The organism is Streptosporangium nanhuense (assembly GCF_059358815.1).
In genome coordinates, this window is sequence record NZ_JCADBG010000014.1 from 16,406 (window position 1) to 37,387 (window position 20,982).

Here is a 20,982-nt window from a genome sequence, read left to right on the forward strand (position 1 = left end):
GACCTTTATCCGATGTTTAGCCGCGGGAAAGCAGGATGGCGCCCATGCGAGTGCTCATTGCGGAGGACGAGCGGGTGCTCGCCGACATCGTGGCGACCGGCCTGCGCCGGGAGACCATGGCCGTGGACGTCGTCTACGACGGTGACGCGGCGCTGGAGCGGGCGGCGGTCAACGACTACGACGTGATCGTGCTGGATCGGGACCTGCCGGTGCTGCACGGGGACGAGGTCTGCCGCCGCCTCGTGGCCGGCCGGGTCCCCGCCAGGATCATCATGCTGACCGCCGCCGGTGACCTGGGCTCGAAGGTCGAGGGCCTGTCGATCGGTGCCGACGACTATCTCACCAAGCCCTTCGACTTCCCCGAGCTGGTCGCCCGGCTGCGCGCGCTGGCCCGCCGGTCCCCCCGGTCGGTGCCGCCGGTGCTGAGCAGGGCGGGCATCACCCTGGACCCCGGCCGCCGCGAGGTCTTCCGCGACGGCCGGTACGTGGCGCTGAGCCCCAAGGAGTTCGCGGTACTGGAAATCCTGATGCGCGCCGACGGTGGCCTGGTCAGCGCCGAGGACCTCCTGGAGAAGGCATGGGACGAGAACATCAGCTACTTCACCAACTCGGTCAGGGTCACCGTGATGACCCTGCGCAAGAAGCTCGGCGCCCCGCCGGTGGTGGAGACGGTGACAGGGTCGGGATACCGGCTTTGACCTCGCGGCGCGTCTCGGTCCGGCTGCGCCTGACCCTGGTCTACGGCAGCCTGTTCTTCGGGGTGGGGGTCGTGCTCGTCGGGGTCAACTACCTGTTCGTGCGGGACGTGCTGTCGCGCCCCTCGAAGATGACCTTCCAGGGGGTCCCGGAGGCGCTGGCCGCCCTGAAGCCGTCGGAACCGTCCATGGTGGCGTCGATCCCCAAGGACACGCTCTTCCTGCGGGCCATCAGCGACGTGCGGACCCAGTACCGCGAGGACGTGATGGGGTCGATGCTCCAGTGGTCCCTGCTGGCGGTCGCCGTCGTCGGGGTGGCCGGGCTCGCGATCGGCTGGATCGTGGCCCGCCGGGCGATGGCCCCGTTGCAGACGATGACCGAGGCGGCCCGCCGCCTGTCTGAGAGCACCCTGCACGAGCGGATCGCCCTGGGAGGTCCCCGCGACGAGATCCGGGACCTGGCCGACACCTTCGACTCGATGCTGGAACGCCTCGGCCACGCGTTCGACAGCCAGCGCAGGTTCGTCGCCAACGCCTCCCACGAGCTGCGCACCCCCCTGGCGATCAACCGGGCGCTGCTCCAGGTCTCCATGACCGACCCCGAACTGCCCCGGCAGGTCAGGACGGTCGGCACCGAGCTGCTGAACGCCAACGCCCGCCAGGAGCGGCTGATCGAGGGGCTGCTCCTGCTGGCGCAGAGCGAGCGCGAGCCCGCGGAACGCCTGCCCGTGGACCTCGCCGAGCTCGCGGGGAGCGCGATGACCTCGGTTCCCGAGACGACCGCCGACCTGCGCCCGGCCCCGGCGGAGGGTGACCCGGTGCTCCTGGAGCGGATGATCGGCAACCTGCTGGACAACGCGGTGAAGTACAACGACGAGCGCGCCCTGGTCGTCCTGCGCACCCACAGCGACCGCTGGGGAAGCGTCGTCACCGTGGAGAACACCGGCCGCGTCGTCCCCTCGGGCCGGGTCGAGGACCTCTTCGAACCGTTCCGCCGCCTCGACAGCGACCGCACCGGCTCGGCCGGGGGCGCCGGCCTCGGCCTGTCCATCGTCCGCGCGATCGCCCGGGCCCACCGCGGCTCCGCGGAGGCCCGCCCCCGCCCCGGCGGGGGGCTGGTGGTCACCGTACGACTGTGATCCCGGCTCCGCGTCCGGGCCGCCGGGCCGGTGCGGCTCACCACCGCCCCGGCGGGCACCTGCGGTTTCCCGCGCGGACGAATTCCTGTGAAAGATCCGGATGACGGTTGAACAGACAAAACCACCTCGGTAACCTGTGGCGACGCATCTCATTGGAGCTCGATGGCCGCACGACCAAAACACCCAATGGCCTCACCGCAGAACCCTTCGGGCAAAATGCCCCAGAAGTCCTCGGGTTTCAAGGCCTCCAAAGCGGTCACCATCACCGGGATCGGTGTCGTCTCCCTGCTCCTGATCGGTTACTGCTCCGCGCAGGAGGACTACGAGGAGGTGGGCGCCGAGTGCGTCGACCTCAACAGCCGCCAGCCGGACGGCACCTACGCGGTCGTGGACGAGGACTACTGCGACGACAGGCACTACTACGGGTCACGGGGCGCCTACGGCTGGTACTACGGTGGCGTCAGATCCGGCACCCACATCCGGCAGGGCACCACCGTGCGTCCCGCGGACGTCCACATCACCAGCCGTAAGGGCACGGTGATCCAGCGGGGCGGCTTCGGAGGGCGCAGCGGATCGGGCGGCGGAAGCTGATCCGGCCCGATGAGCAACAGGTGAGCAGCAGGTGAGCAGGAGATGAGACGCGAGACCTCGCTCCCCCGCGACGACTGGGAGAGCGTCATCGAGGGCCACGGCCTGGCCTACCACCGCTCGGCCCACCCCGAGGGCCTCACCCGCCCGTACTGGGACGAGGCCGTCCAGTACGTCTTCTCCATGGACGAGGTCCTCGACCTGGAGAACCAGGTCGAGGAACTGCACCGGATGTGCCTGCACGCCGTGGAGCACGTCGTCGCCAAGGGCCGCTACGCCGACTTCGCGATCCCCGAGTGGCTGGCCCCGGAGATCGCCGCCTCCTGGGAGCGGAACGACCCGCACCTGTTCGGCCGTTTCGACCTGCGCTACGACGGGACCGGCCCCGCCAAGATGCTGGAGTACAACGCCGACACCCCCACCAGCCTCCTGGAGAGCTCGGTGGTGCAGTGGTTCTGGCTGCGCGACCGCTACCCCGACGACGACCAGTGGAACTCCATCCACGAGCGGCTGATCGCCAGGTGGCAGCAGATCTCGACCGGCCTGCCCACCGGGCCCACCCACTTCGCCTGGACCAACATGGACGAGTCGGGCGAGGAGGTGATGACCCTCGCCTACCTGCAGGAGACCGCCGACCAGGCGGGGCTCAAGACCGTCGCGGTGGCCATGGAGGACATCGGCTGGGACGACCTCAACCTCCGCTTCGTCGACATGGAGCGCAGGGTGATCCGCTCGCTCTGCAAGCTGTACCCGTGGGAGTGGGCCGTCGCCGACCCGTTCGGGACGCGGGCGGTGCGCCAGCAGGTCTCGACGACCTGGATCGAGCCGCTGTGGAAGATGCTGCTGTCCAACAAGGCGCTGCTCGCGGTGCTCTGGGAGCTGTACCCCCAGCACCCGAACCTGCTGCCCGCCTATCTCGACGGTCCCCGCGACATGCCCTCGTACATCGTCAAGCCGCTGCTCGGCCGCGAGGGCGCCAACATGCGGATCGTCACCCCCGGCGAGCACGTCGAGACCACCGGCGGCTACGGCGCCGAGGGATACGTCTACCAGGAGTTCCAGGCGCTGCCCGTCTTCGAGGGCTGGCGCCCCGTGCTCGGCGCCTGGGTCGTCCACGACGAGGCGGCGGGTGTCGGCATCCGCGAGACCTCGGGGTTCATCACCGACGACACGTCGTCATTCGTCCCGCACCGCATCGAACTCTGAGTCCCGGAAAGAGAAACAACACATGAGTCCCACCCCCGCGCCGGCCCTGACGTCCGTGCCCGCCGTGCCCGACATGACGGTCTCGCTCGCCGAGACCCTCGGGCGCGGCGCGCTCGCGATCGTCTCGTACGCCGCCCTCGGCGTGATCCTGCTGATCATCGGCTTCTACGTGATCGACCTGGTCATCCCCGGCAAGCTCAGCAGGCTCATCAAGGAGGAGCGCAACCCCAACGCCACCCTGCTCACCGGCTCGGGGCTGGCGGCCGTCGGGCTGATCGTGGCGGCCTCCATCTGGTCCTCTGGCGGCGCCCTGCACGAGGGCCTGCTCGCGACGTTCGTCTTCGGCCTGGTCGGCATCGCCGTGCAGACCGTGGCGATGGTCGCGTTCGACAAGGTGGCCGGCATCTCGGTGCGCGAGCTGGTCACGGAGCCGGATCTCCAGCCGGGCGCCCGGCTGCTGGCGGTCACCCACCTGGCCATCGGGCTGATCACCGCCGTCGCGGTCATCTGAGCCGGCGCACCGCCGTGCGTACGTCCGCGCCCCGGCGGGCGTACGGGATCGTTCGTGCGAGACGCACGGATCCGTTCGTCCGAGACGCGCGGGGCCGTTCGTGCAAGGCGCGCGGGGGCCGTTCGTGCGAGACGTACGGGATCCGTTCATACGAGACGCACGGATCCGTTCATACGAGACGCACGGATCCGTTCGTGCGAGACGTACAGGATCCGGGAGCGCGCGCTGTCACCGGCCGCGGCTGGCGCATCTCGCGCGACCTGGCACTCTTAGTGGCGTGAGGGAGCGGAACGCGCGAGGGTTCAGGAACGGCGACGTCGTGACCGGGGAGGACGGGAGTGATCTCGACTCGGACCGGGTCCGGGAGGACACCACGCGCCGGTTGGAGCGGGCCATGGGCACGCTGGGCACGGCGGCCATGTCCCGGATGGACGACCGGCTCATGTGGTTCCGTGCCCTGTCGGCCGAAGACAGATCCTGGGTCGGGCTGGTGGCCCAGGCCGGGATCGCCGCGTTCGTGGAGTGGTTCCAGCACGCGGGCGAGGGCCGGCCGACGCCCAGCATCGAGTTCTTCGGCACCGCGCCCAGGGAGCTGAAGCGGTCCATCTCGCTGCAGCAGACCGTCGACATCGTGCGGGTCGTGGTCGAGGTGGTCGAGGCGCAGACCGGGGAGCTGGCCGCGCCGGGCGGCGAGGACCAGCTGCAGCAGGCGATGCTCCGCTACACCCGCGACGTCGCGTTCGCCGCCGCGCAGGTGTACGCGCGGGAGGCCGAGGCGCGCGGGGCCTGGGACGCGCGGCTGGAGGCGCTCATCGTGGACGCCCTGGTCCGGGGCGAGGTCGACGACGGCCTGCACTCGTGGGCCGCCGCGCTCGGCTGGACCTCAGCGCCCGTCGTGGTGCTGGCCGGGCAGACCCCCGACGACGACCCGCAGGCGGTGATCGACGCGCTGCGCGACCGGGGCCGCAGGTCGGGCCTGGACATGCTGGCCGGGGTGCAGGGAGACCGGCTGATCGTGATCGTGGGCGGGGCGGACAGCGTCGCCGCGGCGGCCAGGCACGTGGTGCCGCGCTTCGGCCCCGGCCCGATCGTGATCGGGCCGGAGGTGGCCGACCTGCACTCGGCCGCCAGCTCGGCGCGGGCGGCGATGGCCGGGCTGCGGGCCGCCGCGGGGTGGCCGGACGCGCCCAGGCCGGTCCACGCCGAGGACCTGCTGGCCGAGCGGGCCATCGACGGCGACGCCGACGCCAGGGCGCAGCTGGTCGAGAACGTCTACCTGCCGCTGATCGGCACCCCGCTCCTCGACACCCTCGCGACCTACCTGGAGCAGGGCACCTCACTGGAGGCGACGGCCCGGCTGTTGTTCGTCCATCCGAACACGGTGCGCTACCGTCTTCGTAAAATCACGGAGTTGACCGGCTACCAGCCGACCGAGGGGCGGTCCGCCTTCACCCTCCAGGTGGGGCTGATTCTCGGGCGTCTGTCCGAAACGCCGGTTACCTGAAGCTCTTTACTTAACCTTCGCGAAACTCCCGCTGTAGCTTCCCTACAAAGAAGTAGGGACAAACTTCGTCTGGATCTCCATCCATGTAGTGAACCTCTACAGGGCAGGCTGGATTTTGTGCTCGTCATCGTCGCTCCGGGCCAGGGTGCCCAGACTCCAGGCTTTCTCAGTCCATGGCTCGAACTACCGGGCGTGGCCGATCGGCTGACCGCGTGGTCGGAGCTGGCCGGCCTCGATCTGATCGCCTACGGGACCACCGCCGACGCGGACAAGATCCGTGACACCGCCGTCGCGCAGCCACTGCTCGTGGCCGCCGGCCTGGCCGTCGCCGAGGTTCTCGGAGCCTCCCCCGACATGGTCGCCGGGCACAGCGTCGGCGAGTTCACCGCCGCCGCCCTGGCCGGAGTGATCACCCCCGAGCAGGCCGTCGGCCTCGTCCGCGAGCGCGGCCAGGCCATGGCCAAGGCCGCGACGATCACCGAGACCGGCATGTCCGCCGTCCTCGGCGGCGTCGAGGAGGAGGTCCTGGCGGCCATCGCCGACAAGGGCCTCACCCCCGCCAACATCAACGGCGCCGGGCAGATCGTGATCGGCGGCACGCTGGAGCAGCTGGAGGCCTTCAAGGCCGAGCCGCCCGCGCGGGCCCGGGTGGTCGCGCTGTCGGTCGCCGGCGCGTTCCACACCGAGCACATGGCCTCCGCGGTCGGCCACCTGCGCGAGGCCACCGCGGGCCTCACCCCGGCCGACCCCTCCGTCACGCTGCTGTCCAACAGGGACGGCGCGGTGGTCACCGGCGGCGCCGAGTTCGTCGAGCGCCTGGTCGCCCAGGTCGCCAACCCGGTGCGCTGGGACGCCTGCATGGCCACGATGGCCGAGCGCGGCGTCACCACGATGATCGAACTTGTCCCCGGCGGCACGCTCACCGGCCTGGCCAAGCGTGCTCTGCGCGGGGTGACGACCGTCGCCCTGAAGACCCCCGACGACCTGGAGGCCGCGCGAGCCGCCCTTGGGTCGAATGAGGAGCGGTGATCGACGAATGAGGATCTCACAGGGCTCGCCGGGCGCGAGGATCCTGGCCTTCGGCCACTACCAGCCCTCCAACGTGGTCACCAACGACGACCTGTCGGCGACCATGGAGACCGACGACGCCTGGATCCAGAGCCGCGTCGGCATCAAGGAGCGCCGCATCGCCCCGGACAACGAGTCCGAGATCGACCTGGCCGTGCAGGCGGGCGGCAAGGCCCTCGCCGCGAGCGGCCTGTCGGCCTCCGACATCGACCTGGTGATCGTCGCCACCTGCACGCTGGAGACGCAGATCCCCAACGCCGCCGGCCGGGTGGCCACCCGGCTGGGCATCGACGCCCCCGGCGCGTTCGACGTCAACACCGCCTGCTCGGGCTTCTGCTACGCGCTCGCGCTCGCCAACGACGCGGTCCGCGCGGGCTCGGCGACCCACGTGCTCGTCGTCGGCACCGAGAAGCTCTCCCAGTGGATCGACTGGACCGACCGGGCCACCGCGGTGATCTTCGCCGACGGCGCGGGCGCCGCGGTCGTCGGCCCCTCCGACACCCCGCGCATCGGCCCCGTGGTGTGGGGCAGCGCCGGGGACAAGTTCGACGCGATCATCATCAAGGACCGCGACTCCTTCCTGCACCAGGAGGGCCAGACCGTGTTCCGCTGGGCGACCACCACGCTTCACCCCGTCGCCAAGGAGATCTGCGACCGTGCCGGGGTGGACCCGGCCGACCTCGCGGCCTTCGTACCCCACCAGGCCAACCTGCGCATCATCGAGACGATCGCCCGCAAGCTCGGCGCGGACAACGCCGTCGTCGCCAAGGACATCGTCCTGGCGGGCAACACCTCCGCCGCCTCGATCCCGCTGGCCCTGTCCCGGATGATCGAGCGCGGCGAGGTGCGGTCGGGCGGGCTCGCCCTGCTGCTGGGCTTCGGCGCGGGCCTGACCTACGCGGGCCAGGTCGTCGAGATCCCCTGAAGCACCCCCTTGGAGCTTCCGCGCGGCCCCGCCGCACGGGAAACAAAGAAGAAAACCGATCGCAAGGAGAACACGCGACATGGCTCTGACCGAGCAGGAGATCCTCGCCGGCATCGGCAAGATCATCAATGAGATCACCGGGATCCCGGCCACCGAGGTCACCCCGGAGAAGAGCTTCGTCGACGACCTCGACATCGACTCGCTGTCCATGGTCGAGATCGCCGTCGCCGCTCAGGACGAGTTCGGCGTCGAGATCCCGGACGACCAGCTCAAGCACCTCAAGACCGTCAAGGACGTCATCAACTTCATCCAGAACTGAGACGTCACGGCTTTTCCCTCCGACCCTTTTGACCAGCGATTCACAAGGAGCGCAGCAGTGAGTACAGACCAGGTACGCGTCGTCGTCACCGGGCTCGGCGCGACCACGCCCCTCGGTGGGGACGTCGCCTCGACCTGGTCGGCGCTTCTCGCCGGTCAGTCGGGGGTACGCACCACCACCGCCGACTGGGTCGACTCCGTCCCGGTGAAGTTCGCCGGCTTCGCCGCCGTGGACCCGACCGAGGTCCTGCCCCGGCCGGAGTCGCGGCGGCTTGACCGGGCCGAGCAGTTCGCCCTGGTCGCGGCCCGTGAGGCGTGGGCGCACGCCGCGATCGACAAGGTCGACCCCGAGCGGCTCGGCGTCGTCGTGGGCAGCGGCATCGGGGGCATCACCACGATCCTCGCCGCCTACGACACCTTCAAGGAGAGGGGCTGGCAGCGACTCTCGCCGTTCACCGTCCCCATGCTGATGCCGAACGGCTCGGCGGGCTGGATCGGCATCGAGGTCGGCGCGCGCGCCGGCGTCCACGCCACGGTGAGCGCCTGCGCCACCGGCGCCGAGTCGATCGGGTACGCCATCGAGATGATCCGCTCCGGCCGGGCCGACGTGGTCGTGGCCGGCGGCACCGAGGCGGCCATCCACCCGCTGAACATCGGGTCCTTCGCCGCCATGCGCGCCATGTCCACCCGCAACGACGAGCCGCAGCGCGCCTCCCGGCCGTGGGACAAGGGCCGCGACGGCTTCGTCCTCGGCGAGGGCGCGGGCATCCTGGTGCTGGAGTCCGAGGAGCACGCCCTCGCGCGCGGCGCCACGATCTACGCCGTGGCCGCCGGCGTCGGCTACTCGGCCGACGCCCACCACATCGCGCAGCCCGAGCCCAGCGGCGCCGGGGTCATGCTGGCCATGCGCCGCGTCCTGGAGAACGCCGGCCTCACGGGCTCCGACATCAAGCACGTGAACGCGCACGCCACCTCCACCCCCGCGGGCGACGTGGTGGAGACGATGGCGATCAAGGAGGTCATCGGCGACCACCCCCTGGTCAGCGGCACCAAGTCGATGACCGGGCACCTGCTCGGCGGCGCCGGCGGCATCGAGTCCGTCTTCACCGTCCTCGCGCTGCACGAGCGTCGCGCGCCTGGAACGATCAACGTGGACGACCTCGACGACGGCGTGGAGGTCGACATCGTGCGCGGCGAGCCGCGCGCCCTGCCCGACGGTCAGATCGCCGCCATCAACAACTCCTTCGGGTTCGGCGGGCACGACGTCGCCGTGGCCTTCACCAGCATCTGACGGTTCACCACCATCCGGCGGGGGGCCGGCCCGGCAGGGAACCGGTCTCCCCCCGCGACGCGCGCCGGGGAGTTCCGGCCCTCAGGGGCCGGGCTTCGCGGGCGATCGGACCGGGGACGGGGTCTCACCCGGTTCCCACGGGCTTAGGGCGGCAGGCCCGGCGGCCCGCTCCTCTCCGCCGGACGGCCGGACGACCGGACCGCCGGACCCTGCCCACATCGCGCGGCGACGCGCCGCGTTTCCCGCCCAGGACCGAGATCCAAGGTCTCCATGCCGGAGGTAGCTGATGACCGTGCTCGACAACAGGGTGGTGAGCGAGGGGTCCGAACAGGACCCTCCCGATCCCCGTGACCCCCAGGTGCGTCTCTCCGCCCTGTTCGACGCGGGCTCGCTGCGCCTGATCTCGCCGGTCGACCGCAGCGGCGTCCTCGCCGCGACGGGCCGTGTCGAGGGGGTGCCGGTCGTCGCGTTCGCCAGCGACGCCCGCGTCCAGGGCGGTGCGATGGGCAGCGAGGGGTGCGAGCACATCGTGCACGCCTACGACGTCGCGGTCCGCGAGCGGGTTCCCGTCATCGGCGTCTGGCACTCCGGGGGTGCTCGCCTCGCCGAGGGGGTGGAGTCGCTGCACGCCGTCGGCCGCGTCTTCGCCGCGATGACCCGCGCCTCCGGCGTGGTCCCGCAGCTGTCGGTGGTCGTCGGCCCCGCGGCCGGCGGTGCCGCGTACGGCCCGGCGCTGACCGACATCGTGATCCTGGCCGACGAGGGGCGCATCTTCGTCACCGGCCCCGACGTGGTCCGAAGCGTCACCGGCGAGCAGATCGACATGGCCGCCCTGGGCGGTCCCGAGCCGCACGGCAGGCGCAGCGGCGTCGTCCACGTGGTCACCAAGACCGAGACCGACGCCTACCTGCAGGCCCGTCGCCTGGCGGTGCTCCTCGGCCACCAGGGCCGGGTGCGCACCGAGGTCGAGGAGGTCGACTTCTCCGGCCTGCTTCCCGACAACGTGCGCCGCGCCTACGACGTGAAGCCGCTCGTCACGGGCCTGCTGGACGAGCCCGGTGTGGAACTGCACGCCAAGTGGGCGCCCAACGTCGTCACCACCCTGGGCCGCCTCGGGGGCCGGACCGTGGGTGTGGTGGCCAACAACCCGTTGCGCCTGGGCGGCTGCCTCGACTCCGCCTCGGCGGAGAAGGCCGCACGGTTCGTCCGGATGTGCGATGCCTTCGGGGTGCCGCTGGTCGTCCTGGTGGACGTCCCCGGCTACCTGCCGGGCGTCGGCCAGGAGCACGACGGCGTGGTCCGCCGCGGCGCCAAGCTCCTGCACGCCTTCGCCGAGGCCTCCGTGCCGCGCGTCACCCTGGTGACCAGGAAGGCGTACGGCGGCGCCTACATCGCGATGAACTCCCGCTCGCTGGGCGCGACCAAAGTGTTCGGCTGGCCGACGACCCAGATCGCGGTCATGGGCGCGGTCGCCGCGGTGCGCGTCCTCAAGCGCCGCGAGCTGGCCGCCGCGCCGGAGGAGGAGCGCGCCGCCCTGGAGGCCAGGCTCGCCGAGGAGCACGAGATCCTCGCCGGCGGCCTCGACCGGGCCATCGAGCTCGGCGTGATCGACGAGGTCATCAAGCCCGAGGAGACCCGGGGCGCCATCGCCAGGGTCCTGGCCCAGGCGACCCCCGCCAGGGGCGCCCACGGCAACATCCCCCTCTGACGGTCGTCCGACGAGCCCCCGCCGGTCTCCCCGGCGGGGGCTCACCCGTTTTCCCGCCGCCCTTCCCCGCGCCGGGAAAGGGCACGGCTCCCGGGCACGTTCCAAAACCGTGTCCGGGACGGCCTTCCTCCACGAGGAGGCGGACGGCGCCGGCCGGACACGCCCGATCAGACGGCGGCGTGCAGCCAGCGGACCGGAGCGCCCTCGCCCGCGTAGCGGAACGACTCCAGCTCGGCGTCCCACTGCTTGCCCAGCAGGCGGTCGAGCTCCTCCTCGAGCACCACGCGACCCTGGCGGGCCATCAGCATGGCGGAGCGCAGCCGGTCCTCCGGGATCAGGATGTCGCCGGTGGCCCCGACCACGGCCGTGAAGGCGCCGAGGGAGGGGGTGTAGGCGTGCCGGGTCCCGTCGGCGCCCGGCGAGGCGTCCTCGGTGATCTCGAAGCGGATCCGCTGCCAGCCCATCAGCGACGAGGTGATGGCCGCCGCGGTACCGACACGGGCCTCCCACTCGGCCTGCGCGCGCACGTGGCCGGGCGCGGCGGGCTGTGGCGTCCAGGTCAGGTCTACGGGCACGCCAAGGACACCTGCGACCGCCCATTCAATATGAGGGCACAGCGCAGGCTGAGCCGAGTGGACGTAAAGCACGCCACGAGCAGACACCGGACCTCCCGTTTCGTACGAGGTGCGCCTTCCCCAACGGCCTCATACCAGGATGATCACAAGTGACTGAAGGAGAGACTACCGTCGGTTGTGACGCCGCACCAGAGGGGGGTCATACCGAGATGTTGCGGCGCGGACAATTGGCCGGGGCATCCTCGGGAATGAAGGAAACCCACGAACTGGTGATCGCCCCCCGGAGGACCAGATGCATACCGGTATCGAACGGGTCGAACCCTTCCCTGGTTCACCCGCCCTGATCAGGAAAGGCCAGTTGCTCACCGACGCCTCGGGCCTCGCGGCCACCGCCCGCTGGGCCGACGCCGTCACCGAGACCGGGGGAATCTACCGGGTGCGCCTCTCACCGGGCGTGGACGTCTGCGACCTGGTGGCGTCGGTGCGGGCACGGGGCGTCCTGGCCTCCCCCAACCACGTCCTGACGGGCCAGCCGCTCTATTTCGGGGGCCCGGCCTCGCGCCCCTTCCCCAGCGCCGCCCTCCCCGCGCCCGAGCCGGCCCCCGCCGGGCCCTCCGCGAGCGCCGTGACCGTGGCCCTGGCCGACACCGGCCTGGCCGAGCACCCCTGGTGGCAGGAGAGCCCGTGGTTCCTGGAGCGGGGACGGGAGTCCGCCGAGATCCCCGACTCGGACGGCGACGGGGAGATGGACCTCCAGGCGGGGCACGGCACGTTCGTCGCGGGGCTGGTCCTGCGATCGGCTCCCCTGGCGCGGCTGCGGCCGATCAGGGTGCTGGACGGCCACGGGATCGGGGACGAGGCCGGGCTGCTGCACGTCCTGGGGCGGCTGCGGGCCGGGCCGCCGCGGGTGCTCAACCTGTCCTTCGGCGGGCACACCTTCGACGACCAGCCCTCCCCGCTCGTGGAGGCGGCCCTGGAGGAACTGGCCGGCACGGTCACCGTGGCCTGCGCGGGCAACACCGCCTCCGACCGCCCCTTCTGGCCCGCCGCGTCGCCCCGGGTGATCGCCGTCGGAGCGCTGGACACCGCCGGGGAGGCGAGGGCCCCGTTCTCGGCGTACGGCCCGTGGGTGGACGCGTGCGCCCGCGGCGAGTGGCTGTCCAGCACCTTCCTCGAACACGGGGCGTTCGAGGGCTACGCGCGCTGGAGCGGGACCTCCTTCGCGACCGCCCTGGTCAGCGGCGCGATCGCCGCGGCGTGCGCGGACCGGCCCTCCCCCGAGGCCGTGAAGCACGTCCTCGCCCCGTCCGGGGTCAGGCGGATCCCCGATTTGGGAGCCGTCGTGCCCATGCCCGGCTAAAGTCTCACCCAAAGTCTTCACGCGAACACTCAGAGTGTTCTACGCGGTCATGGAGGTGCCGGTGGGCGACCAGCACACGATCGACGCCGTCCTGGTGGACGACCAGGTGGCCTGGGACGAGCTGGTCGTCCGTTTCCAGGGGCTGCTGTGGTCGGCCGTGCGCGCCTACGACCTGAGCCCGGCCGACGCCGCCGACGCGGTGCAGGGCACCTGGTTGCGGCTGCTGGAAAGCCTGCACACCATCCGCGACCCCGGCAGGATCGGCCCCTGGCTGTTCACCACGGCCAAGCGCGAGGCGTCCCTGCTGAGCCGGCGGCACCGGGGCGAGCGGCTGGTCGCCGACCCGGCGGACGCCGAGCACGCGCACCTCGCCCCGGCCGGCGCCGGGCACGCCCACGCCGACCCCGCACTGGCCGTGCTGAGCGCCGACGAGGGCCGCCGCCTGTGGCAGGCCGTCGACGAGATGCAGGAGCCGTGCCGCTCGCTGTTCCGGCTGATGGCCACGGCCCCCGACGCGGGCGTCCACCAGTTGGCCGGGCGTCTGGGCATGCCCAGCGGCAGCTACGGCCCTACCCGGGGCCGCTGCCTGAACCGGCTCCGCACCCTGCTCACCGCCCGGGAGGCGACACCGTGACGCGACATCCGACGGCGATCGACGACGAGTCCCTGATAGCCGCGCTGCGCCTGGCCTCGGGCGGTGACCCGGTGCCCGCGCGGGTGACGGCCGCCGCCCGCGCGACCTTCGGCCTGCGGCTGCCCGACGCCACCACGGCCCGCCCCGTGGCCACGCCCGTGCCGCGAGGTGTCCGGTCCGCCGAGGAGCCCCGGCTGCTGAGGTTCACCGCCGGCGGGCTCACGGTGGAGCTGGAGGTCACCTCCCTGGACGGCCTGGTCGACCTGGCGGGCCAGGTCTCGCCCTGCCCCGAGGCGGGCACGCTGGTCGAGATCCGCACCCTGCATCTCACCGAGTCACGCGCGCTGTCCCCGACGGGCCAGTTCGCCGTCACCGGCCTGCCTCCGGGCTGGTTCAGCGTGGTGTGCCACCGGCCCGAGGGCTCTTCCGTGGTCACCAGCTGGACCCGGATCCGCCCGTAGGTGACCTCCGACGAGGCGCTCGCCGCCGCCGAGCACGCGGTCGACCTCTCGGGCAGCGACCCGGCCCGCGCCCTCGCGCTCGCCCGCACCGTGCTCGCCGCGCTGCCCGCGTCCTGCCGGGAGGCGGCCCGCGGGGCCGTCCCGGGTGTCACTCCGGACGACGGCGTCCCGGGGCGCGATCCGGAAGGCGGCCCCGACGACGATTTCGACGGCGGTCATGACGGCGGCGCGATCTCTGGCCGGGTCGCGGGGTGCGGGCACTGCGAGGTCGAGGTGGTGGCGCACCGGGCGCTGGCGGTGGCGGCGCGCGAGCTGGGCGACCTGCCGTTCGCCGAGGAACGCCTGGGCCGGGCGGTGCGCATCGCGATCTCGGCGGGGCTGCCGCACCGGGCGGCCCAGGCGCGGCTGTCGCTGGTCCACGTCCGCACCGAGCTGGGGCACCCGGAGCAGGCGCTGGCCGTCGCCGCGGACGCCGAGCCCGGCCTGACCCCGGCCGAGGTGGGCAAGCTCGGCGTGCACCGGGCCGTGGCCCTGGCCCGGCTCGGCCGCTACCGCGAGGCCGTCGACCACTGCGACCTCGCCGTTCCCGTCCTCGGCGGCGACGTCAGGTTCCTGGCCGGGGCGATGCTGAACCGCGGGCTCGCCCGGGTGTTCCTCGGGGAGTTCGAGGCCGCGGAGGCCGACCTGAGCCGGTGCGCGGAGCTGGCCAGGGAGGCGGGCCTGGAACACGTTCTCGCGCTCGCCGAGGGCAACCTGCCGTTCCTGGCCGCGCGGCGCGGTGACCTGGCCGCCGCGTTCGGCGCCTACCGGCGCGCCGAGAGCATCCTGGTCGGCTTTCCCGAACGGCTGGCGACGGTGCGCTGCGACCTGGCCGAGGCGCTGGTCGGCGCCCATCTGCCCGGCGAGGCCCGGGTGCTGCTGGAGATGGCGGTTCCCGAGCTGGCGGCGGCGGGTGCCGGGACGGTCCTGGCCGAGGCCCTCCTGCTGCTCGCCAGGGTCGAGTTGCGCACCGGTGATCCCCGCCGTGCCCGGGAGAGCGCGGAGCTGGCCGCCCGCGAGCTGGCCGCGCAGGGGCGGACGGTCCTGGTCCCGGTCGCCGACGAGATCGTCCTGCGGGCCCGGCTCGCGCTGGACCCGCCCTCGGCGGAGCTGCCCTCGGCGATGCTCTCGTGCGCCGACGCCCTCGACGCCTCCGGGCACCGGGACGCCTCGGCGGCGCTCAGGCTCACCGCCGCCGAGGTCGCGCTCGGCCTCGGCGACCGGCCGTCCGCCGAGGACCAGCTGGCCCTCCTGTCCCGCCCGGGCCACGGGGTGGTCGCCCTCCAGGCGACGGCGCTGCGGCGATCCCTGGCGGGAGACCGGCGCGGGGCGTTCGCCGCGGTGCTGGCCGGGCTGGCGGAGGTGGGCGCCGGGACGCGGACGTTCGAGGATCCGGTGGTGCGCGCGCACGCCGCCAGGGCCGGTGAGCCGCTGGCCGGGTTCGGGCTGGCCCTGGCCATGCGGACCGGGCGGGGTAGCGCGGTCCTGGCCTGGGCCGAGCGGTGGCGGGCGGTCACCGGGGGTGCGGGCCGGCCGCTCGCGCCCGACCCGGCCGCGCTGCGGGCGGCGCTCGGCGAGTCGGTCCTGGTGGAGTTCGTCCGCCACGAGGGTGACCTGGCCGCCGTCGTGGTCACCCGCGACCGCGTGACGCTGCGCCGTCTCGGCCCGTTCCCCGCCGTCGCCGAGGCCACCGTCCGCCTCCGCTACGGGCTGCGCAGGACGCACCTGCTCGACGGGAGCGCCGCCGAGCCCGGCGCGGAGGCCGCGGAGCTGGAACGGCTCCTCTTCGGCTCGCTGCGTGACCGGCTGGGCGACCGGCCGCTGGTGATCGTGCCGACGGGGACGCTGCACACCCTGCCCTGGCCGCTGCTGCCGATGAACGCCGACCGGCCGGTGACCGTGGCGGCCAGCGCCGCCGCCTGGCTGGCCGGGCGCCGGGTGCCGGCCGTACGCGCCGGGAGGGGCGCGGCGGTGCCGATGGCGGTGGCGGGACCGGGGCTGCGGTACGCGAAGACCGAGGCACGCATGGTCGGCGAGTGCCATCCGGGGACCGAGCGGGTGGCGGCGCGGCGGGCGGAGGTGATGGCGGCTCTGGAGCGGGCCGACGTGGCCCATCTGGCCGCGCACGGGATGTTCTCCCCGCGCAGCCCGCTGCTGTCGAGCATCGACCTCGACGACGGCCCGCTGATGGCGTACGACCTGCTGCGGCTGCGCACCCCGCCCGCGCTGGTGGTGCTGTCGGCGTGCGACGCGGGGATGGCGCACGCCCCCGCGGACGGCGCGCCCCTCGGGCTGGCGGGCACGTTCCTGTCGCTGGGGACGCGGTGCGTGGTGGCCAGCCTGGTGCCGGTGCGCGACGAGGAGACGCTGACGCTGATGACCGCCTTCCACCGGGCGCTGGCCGCCGGTGCCCCTCCCGCGCGGGCGCTGGCCCTCGCGAGCGGGAAGACCGGCGTGGCGGGCTTCGTCTGCTTCGGGTGCGGGGACCTGCCGGCGGCGACCGGCCCAAAGGAGCCGGTCGCCTAGAGCGGTCGGCCGGTGACGACCGGCAGGGCGAAGCCGGTCGCCCGGTGGCGACCGGCGGGAGGAGCCCGTCGCCCGGAGCGGTCAGCCGGTGGCGACCGGCCGGGAGGGGTCGGTCACCCAGTCGGACCACGACCCGACGTAGAGCGCGGCCGGGATGCCCGCCACCTCCAGGGCCAGCACCTCGTGCGCGGCCGTCACACCGGATCCGCAGTAGGCGCCGGCCTCGACCCCGGGGACGACGCCCAGGGTGTTGAAGCGTTCGCGCAGGAAGTCGGGCAGGTGGAAGCGGCCGGAGGGGTCGACGTTCTCGCCGGTGGGGGCGCTGACGGCGCCCGGGATGTGCCCGGCGACCGGGTCGATCGGCTCGACCTCGCCCCGGTAGCGCTCGGCGGCGCGGGCGTCGAGCAGCACCCCGTCGGCGGCGAGCTCACCGGCCCGCGCGGCGTCGAGCAGCGGCATCCCGCCCGGCCGCGCCTCGAAGTCGCCGGGCTCGGGGCGGCTCTCCTCGGCGGAGACCGGCAGGCCCTCGGAGACCCAGGCGCGCAGGCCGCCGTCGAGGACCCGCACGTCGGGGTGACCGAAGTAGCGCAGGAGCCACCAGGCGCGGGCGGCGGCCGCGGTGGAGTCGGCGCCGTCGTAGACGACGACGGTCCGGGAAGCGGACACGCCGAGCCGGCGCATCGCCTCCTGGAACGCCTCGGCGGAGGGCAGCGGGTGGCGGCCTCCCTCGCCTCCCGGCCCGGGGTGGGCCGTGAGGTCGGTCTCCAGGTCGCAGAAGACCGCGCCGGGGATGTGCCCCTCGCGGTAGGAGTCGATCCCGGCCGGCCCCGTGGGCGCGACGGCGAGCTTCCAGCGCACGTCGAGGACGCTCACCCCGGTCAGGCCCTCCAGCTCGGCGGGAGTGATCAGCGGGCTCATCGAATACCTCCAGCGTGAAGATCCCGGCTCTGGCTGTGGGGGGATGTCAACGGGTGCTTACCTCAAGAAGGGGAACGTACTGCTCGGCGGGTGTCAGCGAGCCGTGGCAGCCGATGAACCCCGCCTCGTGCGGCTCGGCGACCGAGGCGACGAGAGCGCAGTCGGTGTACGGCACCGCGAGGACGTCGCCGATCCTGGGCAGCCATTCCGCGCGGACCCCCGGCCCGAACCAGCCGGACTCGACCGCCTCCTCCCGGGAGGCCACCCAGGCCTTTCCGGCGAGGACCTCGCGCCAGGTGTCGAGGACCGCCGCCGAGGCTCCGGGGGCGGTGTAGAGGTGGCGGGCCCTGCTCTCCCCGCCGAGCAGGGCGACGCCCTCGCGCAGCGCGGGCAGGGCGTCGACGTCGACGCGTTCGGCGACGTTGATCATGCCGTGGTCGGCGGTGACGTACATCGCCGAGCCCGGCGGGAGCGTCTCCGCCAGCCGCTCGGCCATCCGGTCGACCAGGGCGAGCTGGTCGAGCCAGGCCGGGGAGCCCCAGCCGGTGACGTGGCCGGTGGCGTCGAGGTCGCCGTAGTAGACCGAGACGTGGGCCCGGGGCTCTGCCGCCAGCGCGTGGCGGACCCCGGCGACCCGGTCGTCGACCTCGTCGGCCCCCACGAAGCGCACGCCCCGGTAGACGGCCCTGTTGAAACCGGTGGTCTCGAACTTGGCCGGGCCGACGTAGCTGACCTGGACGCCGGCCGCCGCCGCGCGCTCGTAGACGGTCGGGGTCGGCTGCCACTCGCCGGGTTCGACGAGGGGGCCCGGAGCGGTCCAGCGCAGGCAGTTGAGCAGGTAACCGGCGCCGGGCACGGCGAGCTGGTAGCCGAGCATGCCGTGGCCGCCCGGCGGCAGGCCGGTGCCGAGGGTGCTCAGGCTGGTCACGGTCGTGGCGGGGAAGCCCGCGGTGAGCACCCCGCCGGACACCCCGCCGGACAGGGAGGACAGGAACGGCGCGACGCCGGGGTGGGCACGGAGCAGCTCGGCGCCCATGCCGTCGACGAGGAACAGCAGGACCCGCCCGGCCGGGGCGAGATCCAGCGGGTTGTCGCCGTCCACCCCGACCGCGGCGAGCAGCGAGGAGGACAGGTCCGCGAGCGAGGCCGTCCCGTACGCGGGGACCAGGGGGTTCACGGGATTCACGAGGCGGTGCGGGCGGTGGCCTCCGACAGTGCCTTGGCGAAGGCCAGCACGTGGGAGACGGCCTCCGGCCCGTCGGCCGCCTCGCTCACCCGCAGGGAGAGGTCGTCGGCCGTGATGGCGCCGGTGTATCCGTGGTCGGCGTCGCAGTTCTCGTCGCCGCAGGTCGCCGGTTCCAGGTCGACGTGGGAGATGGCCCCCCAGCCGATGGTGAGCGTGACCTCCGTGGGCGGCACTCCGGGCACGTAGGAGGCGGGATCGGGGACGACCCGGGTGACCGCGACCGACTGGATCCGGCTGAGACGCACGGCCTCGGTGGTCGTGGAGGCGTGGGACGCCGACACTCCCTCCACCGGCGGGTGCTCGTCGGTGTGGCAGACGAGCAGCCGGGTCGGGGAGAGCACGAGCACGGTGACGTGCCTGCGCACCTCCATGGCCGGGTCGAAGGTGGCCTCGTGGTGCACGACGTAGGCGCCCACCTGCTCCTTGCCGAGCGCGGACTCGACCGCGTCGGCGACCAGGTCGGGATAGTAGCCACTGCGGTCGATGGCGTCGCGCAGGCCGGCGGACGAGAGTCGGGTTTCCCTCATGGGTCCATCCTGCCCTGTCCGGGGCAGCGCTTTCACCGGGAGCACGTGACCTTCGGCCGGCGGTGCAAATCGTGATGCGGCCCGCCATCGGCTTCTTCCGGCCGGGAAAACGTCATCGGAGGCGGTCCGGGAGCCCTTTCCTGCCTGCGGCTTTACCCCTCGCCTGGTTTGGCATGGCTCCATCGGGGCTACCGGGAACAGTGGCGGTGGCGTGCGCGTGCCGTCCCGGACAGCGGTGACGGGCGATTCTTAGCATTCTCCCGCCTTGTTTCACATATCCGGGACATGCGGCGTGCGGCGCCGAAATCGGAAACGGTAAATCCCTACCGGAATCGGGGGCAAGGGAATATGGCCGACGAGGACGCGGATCCAGCGGAACGGGCCGGAATGACACGGTCCGAGCCGGCCGAACGGGCCGAGGTGACATCGTCCGAGCCGGCCGAACGGGCCGAGGTGACATCGTCCGAGCCGGCGGAACGGGCCGAAGTGGCCCGGCCGGGTTCACCGCGACGGGCACGGCCGGGGTGGTGGACCGGCCTCTCGCGCCTCGCGATGGCCGTCCCGGTGACCGTCGTGACGACCGCGATGACCACCGCGGCGGCGACCGCCGTGGGCCCGCCCACCTGGGGGACGCGCCCACCCGGCGACCTGATCCTCACCACCGTCCACGACGGCCCGTTCGAGGCGGGTGGCTCCGGCACGTTCTCCATCGACGTCACGGCGGCCCCGGGCTCCGGCGGGATCACCCGTCCGACCGGCGTGACCTACCACTTCCCCTCGGGCCTGACGCCGGTGAGCGCCTCGGGTACGGGCTGGAGGTGCCGGATCACGGCCGGGATCGTCGGCTGCGGCACGCGTGACCTGGCCGCCCCCGGGTTCCAGCTTCCCCGGATCACGGTCGGCGTGGCCGTGTCGCCGGACGCCTCGGGGACGCTGACCGCGTCCGGCAGGGCCGTCCACTTCGTCCGGGAGGACGTGGAGGATGTGGAGCACGTGGAGCACGGTCCCGCGCCCGCCACCGTCGCCAGCACCGTCCAGATCGTCCCCGCGACCCGGTGAACAGGTCAGGAGGTTCCGTCCGGACCGTCGGGCGGACCGGCCGCGTGCGGAGCCGGGCCGGAGGGGCGGCCTCTCTGGCGGGGGCCCGGGCGTCGTCCGGGCCCCCGCCGTCGAGAGGCGGGAAGGACACGTGTCACATCCCGCCGGGCTGTCCCGTCCGAGAGGTGTGACCACCGACAACGACAAGGAGCACGCCATGGATGCCCGCCTGAACCTCTCCGGCAACCCGGTCGGCGCCAGAGTCATGAGATACCTCGCCTCCGCGAACAAGGCGGTCGTGGACTCGACGCTGCCGGCCGCGACGCAGGAGCTGGTGAAGATCCGCGCCAGCCAGATCAACGGCTGTGGCTTCTGCACCGACATGCACACCAAGGACGCCGCCCACGCCGGGGAGACCCCGGCGCGCCTCAACCTGGTCGCGGCCTGGCGGGAGGCCAAGGTGTTCACCGAGGCCGAGCGCGCCGCCCTGGAGCTGACGGAGCAGGGCACCCGCATCGCCGACGCGGCCGGCGGCGTCACGGACGACGCCTGGGCGAACGCCGCCAAGCACCATGACGAGGACCAGCTCGCCGCCCTGGTGTCGCTCATCGCCGTCATCAACGCCTTCAACCGCGTGAACGTCGTCGTCCAGCAGCCCGCCGGCGACTACCAGCCCGGCCAGTTCGGGTAACGGGCCCCGGGCCC

General features: G+C 73.0%; 21 protein-coding genes. 17 read left to right on the forward strand and 4 right to left on the reverse strand.

Annotated features, from left to right (window positions below):
• The first annotated feature begins 44 nt into the window (after positions 1-44).
• The 11 genes from AC5L38_RS25610 (at position 45) to AC5L38_RS25660 (ending at position 10,953) form a co-directional block, all read left to right on the forward strand.
• On the forward strand, positions 45-698 hold the full coding sequence (locus AC5L38_RS25610) for a response regulator transcription factor (RefSeq protein ID WP_495245360.1): 654 nt from the start codon (positions 45-47) through the stop codon (positions 696-698).
• Entirely contained in the window at positions 695-1,834 is a 1,140-nt protein-coding gene (locus AC5L38_RS25615; RefSeq protein WP_495245361.1) for a sensor histidine kinase, read from the forward strand. Before AC5L38_RS25610 ends, AC5L38_RS25615 begins: the two co-directional genes overlap by 4 nt.
• A gap of 216 nt (positions 1,835-2,050) precedes the next feature.
• Entirely contained in the window at positions 2,051-2,425 is a 375-nt protein-coding gene (locus tag AC5L38_RS25620; protein WP_495245362.1) for a hypothetical protein, read from the forward strand.
• Between the two features lie 42 nt (positions 2,426-2,467).
• A complete protein-coding gene (locus AC5L38_RS25625; RefSeq protein ID WP_495245363.1) occupies positions 2,468-3,628 on the forward strand; it encodes a glutathionylspermidine synthase family protein in 1,161 nt (386 codons plus the stop codon).
• A 22-nt stretch (positions 3,629-3,650) separates the two neighbouring features.
• Positions 3,651-4,139, forward strand: a complete 489-nt coding sequence (locus AC5L38_RS25630; protein ID WP_495245364.1) for a DUF350 domain-containing protein — start codon at positions 3,651-3,653, stop codon at positions 4,137-4,139.
• A gap of 394 nt (positions 4,140-4,533) precedes the next feature.
• Complete coding sequence (locus AC5L38_RS25635) at positions 4,534-5,643, forward strand: PucR family transcriptional regulator (protein WP_495245554.1); 1,110 nt, start codon at positions 4,534-4,536, stop codon at positions 5,641-5,643.
• Positions 5,644-5,760: 117 nt separating this feature from the next.
• Complete coding sequence (locus AC5L38_RS25640; RefSeq protein WP_495245365.1) at positions 5,761-6,672, forward strand: ACP S-malonyltransferase; 912 nt, start codon at positions 5,761-5,763, stop codon at positions 6,670-6,672.
• Between the two features lie 7 nt (positions 6,673-6,679).
• Positions 6,680-7,636, forward strand: coding sequence for a beta-ketoacyl-ACP synthase III (locus tag AC5L38_RS25645; RefSeq protein WP_495245366.1), 957 nt, complete (start codon positions 6,680-6,682; stop codon positions 7,634-7,636).
• Between the two features lie 79 nt (positions 7,637-7,715).
• Complete coding sequence (locus AC5L38_RS25650; RefSeq protein ID WP_350945978.1) at positions 7,716-7,955, forward strand: acyl carrier protein; 240 nt, start codon at positions 7,716-7,718, stop codon at positions 7,953-7,955.
• A 57-nt stretch (positions 7,956-8,012) separates the two neighbouring features.
• On the forward strand, positions 8,013-9,245 hold the full coding sequence (fabF, locus tag AC5L38_RS25655) for a beta-ketoacyl-ACP synthase II (protein WP_495245367.1): 1,233 nt from the start codon (positions 8,013-8,015) through the stop codon (positions 9,243-9,245).
• Positions 9,246-9,531: 286 nt separating this feature from the next.
• On the forward strand, positions 9,532-10,953 hold the full coding sequence (locus tag AC5L38_RS25660) for an acyl-CoA carboxylase subunit beta (RefSeq protein WP_495245368.1): 1,422 nt from the start codon (positions 9,532-9,534) through the stop codon (positions 10,951-10,953).
• A 167-nt stretch (positions 10,954-11,120) separates the two neighbouring features.
• Here the strand turns inward: AC5L38_RS25660 and AC5L38_RS25665 are convergent, their stop codons facing one another.
• On the reverse strand, positions 11,121-11,615 hold the full coding sequence (locus AC5L38_RS25665) for a DUF3145 domain-containing protein (protein WP_344747901.1): 495 nt from the start codon (positions 11,613-11,615) through the stop codon (positions 11,121-11,123).
• A gap of 205 nt (positions 11,616-11,820) precedes the next feature.
• Here AC5L38_RS25665 and AC5L38_RS25670 point away from each other — a divergent pair, with 205 nt between their 5' ends.
• Genes AC5L38_RS25670 through AC5L38_RS25685 form a run of 4 tightly spaced genes read left to right on the forward strand, consistent with a single transcriptional unit; the run spans position 11,821 to position 16,548 of the window.
• Complete coding sequence (locus tag AC5L38_RS25670; protein ID WP_495245369.1) at positions 11,821-12,888, forward strand: S8 family peptidase; 1,068 nt, start codon at positions 11,821-11,823, stop codon at positions 12,886-12,888.
• A 34-nt stretch (positions 12,889-12,922) separates the two neighbouring features.
• A complete protein-coding gene (locus AC5L38_RS25675) occupies positions 12,923-13,522 on the forward strand; it encodes an RNA polymerase sigma factor (protein WP_495245370.1) in 600 nt (199 codons plus the stop codon).
• Positions 13,519-13,983: a hypothetical protein gene (locus tag AC5L38_RS25680; protein WP_495245371.1), complete on the forward strand. Its 465-nt coding sequence runs from the start codon at positions 13,519-13,521 to the stop codon at positions 13,981-13,983. Before AC5L38_RS25675 ends, AC5L38_RS25680 begins: the two co-directional genes overlap by 4 nt.
• Complete coding sequence (locus AC5L38_RS25685; RefSeq protein ID WP_495245372.1) at positions 13,984-16,548, forward strand: CHAT domain-containing protein; 2,565 nt, start codon at positions 13,984-13,986, stop codon at positions 16,546-16,548.
• Positions 16,549-16,629: 81 nt separating this feature from the next.
• On the opposite strand, the gene AC5L38_RS25690 is transcribed toward AC5L38_RS25685, so the two are convergent.
• The 3 genes from AC5L38_RS25690 to AC5L38_RS25700 are packed head-to-tail and all read right to left on the reverse strand — an operon-like array spanning position 16,630 to position 19,239.
• Positions 16,630-17,466 carry a sulfurtransferase gene (locus AC5L38_RS25690; RefSeq protein ID WP_495245373.1) on the reverse strand — a complete coding sequence of 279 codons (837 nt, stop codon included), beginning with the start codon at positions 17,464-17,466 and terminating at the stop codon, positions 16,630-16,632.
• Positions 17,467-17,512: 46 nt separating this feature from the next.
• Positions 17,513-18,643, reverse strand: a complete 1,131-nt coding sequence (locus AC5L38_RS25695) for an alkaline phosphatase family protein (RefSeq protein ID WP_495245374.1) — start codon at positions 18,641-18,643, stop codon at positions 17,513-17,515.
• 5 nt (positions 18,644-18,648) lie between these two features.
• Positions 18,649-19,239: a DUF5998 family protein gene (locus AC5L38_RS25700; protein ID WP_362874374.1), complete on the reverse strand. Its 591-nt coding sequence runs from the start codon at positions 19,237-19,239 to the stop codon at positions 18,649-18,651.
• A gap of 564 nt (positions 19,240-19,803) precedes the next feature.
• On the opposite strand from AC5L38_RS25700, the gene AC5L38_RS25705 reads away from it, so the two are divergent.
• Complete coding sequence (locus AC5L38_RS25705; RefSeq protein WP_495245375.1) at positions 19,804-20,298, forward strand: hypothetical protein; 495 nt, start codon at positions 19,804-19,806, stop codon at positions 20,296-20,298.
• Between the two features lie 196 nt (positions 20,299-20,494).
• Complete coding sequence (locus AC5L38_RS25710) at positions 20,495-20,968, forward strand: carboxymuconolactone decarboxylase family protein (protein ID WP_495245376.1); 474 nt, start codon at positions 20,495-20,497, stop codon at positions 20,966-20,968.
• Positions 20,969-20,982 lie beyond the last annotated feature (14 nt).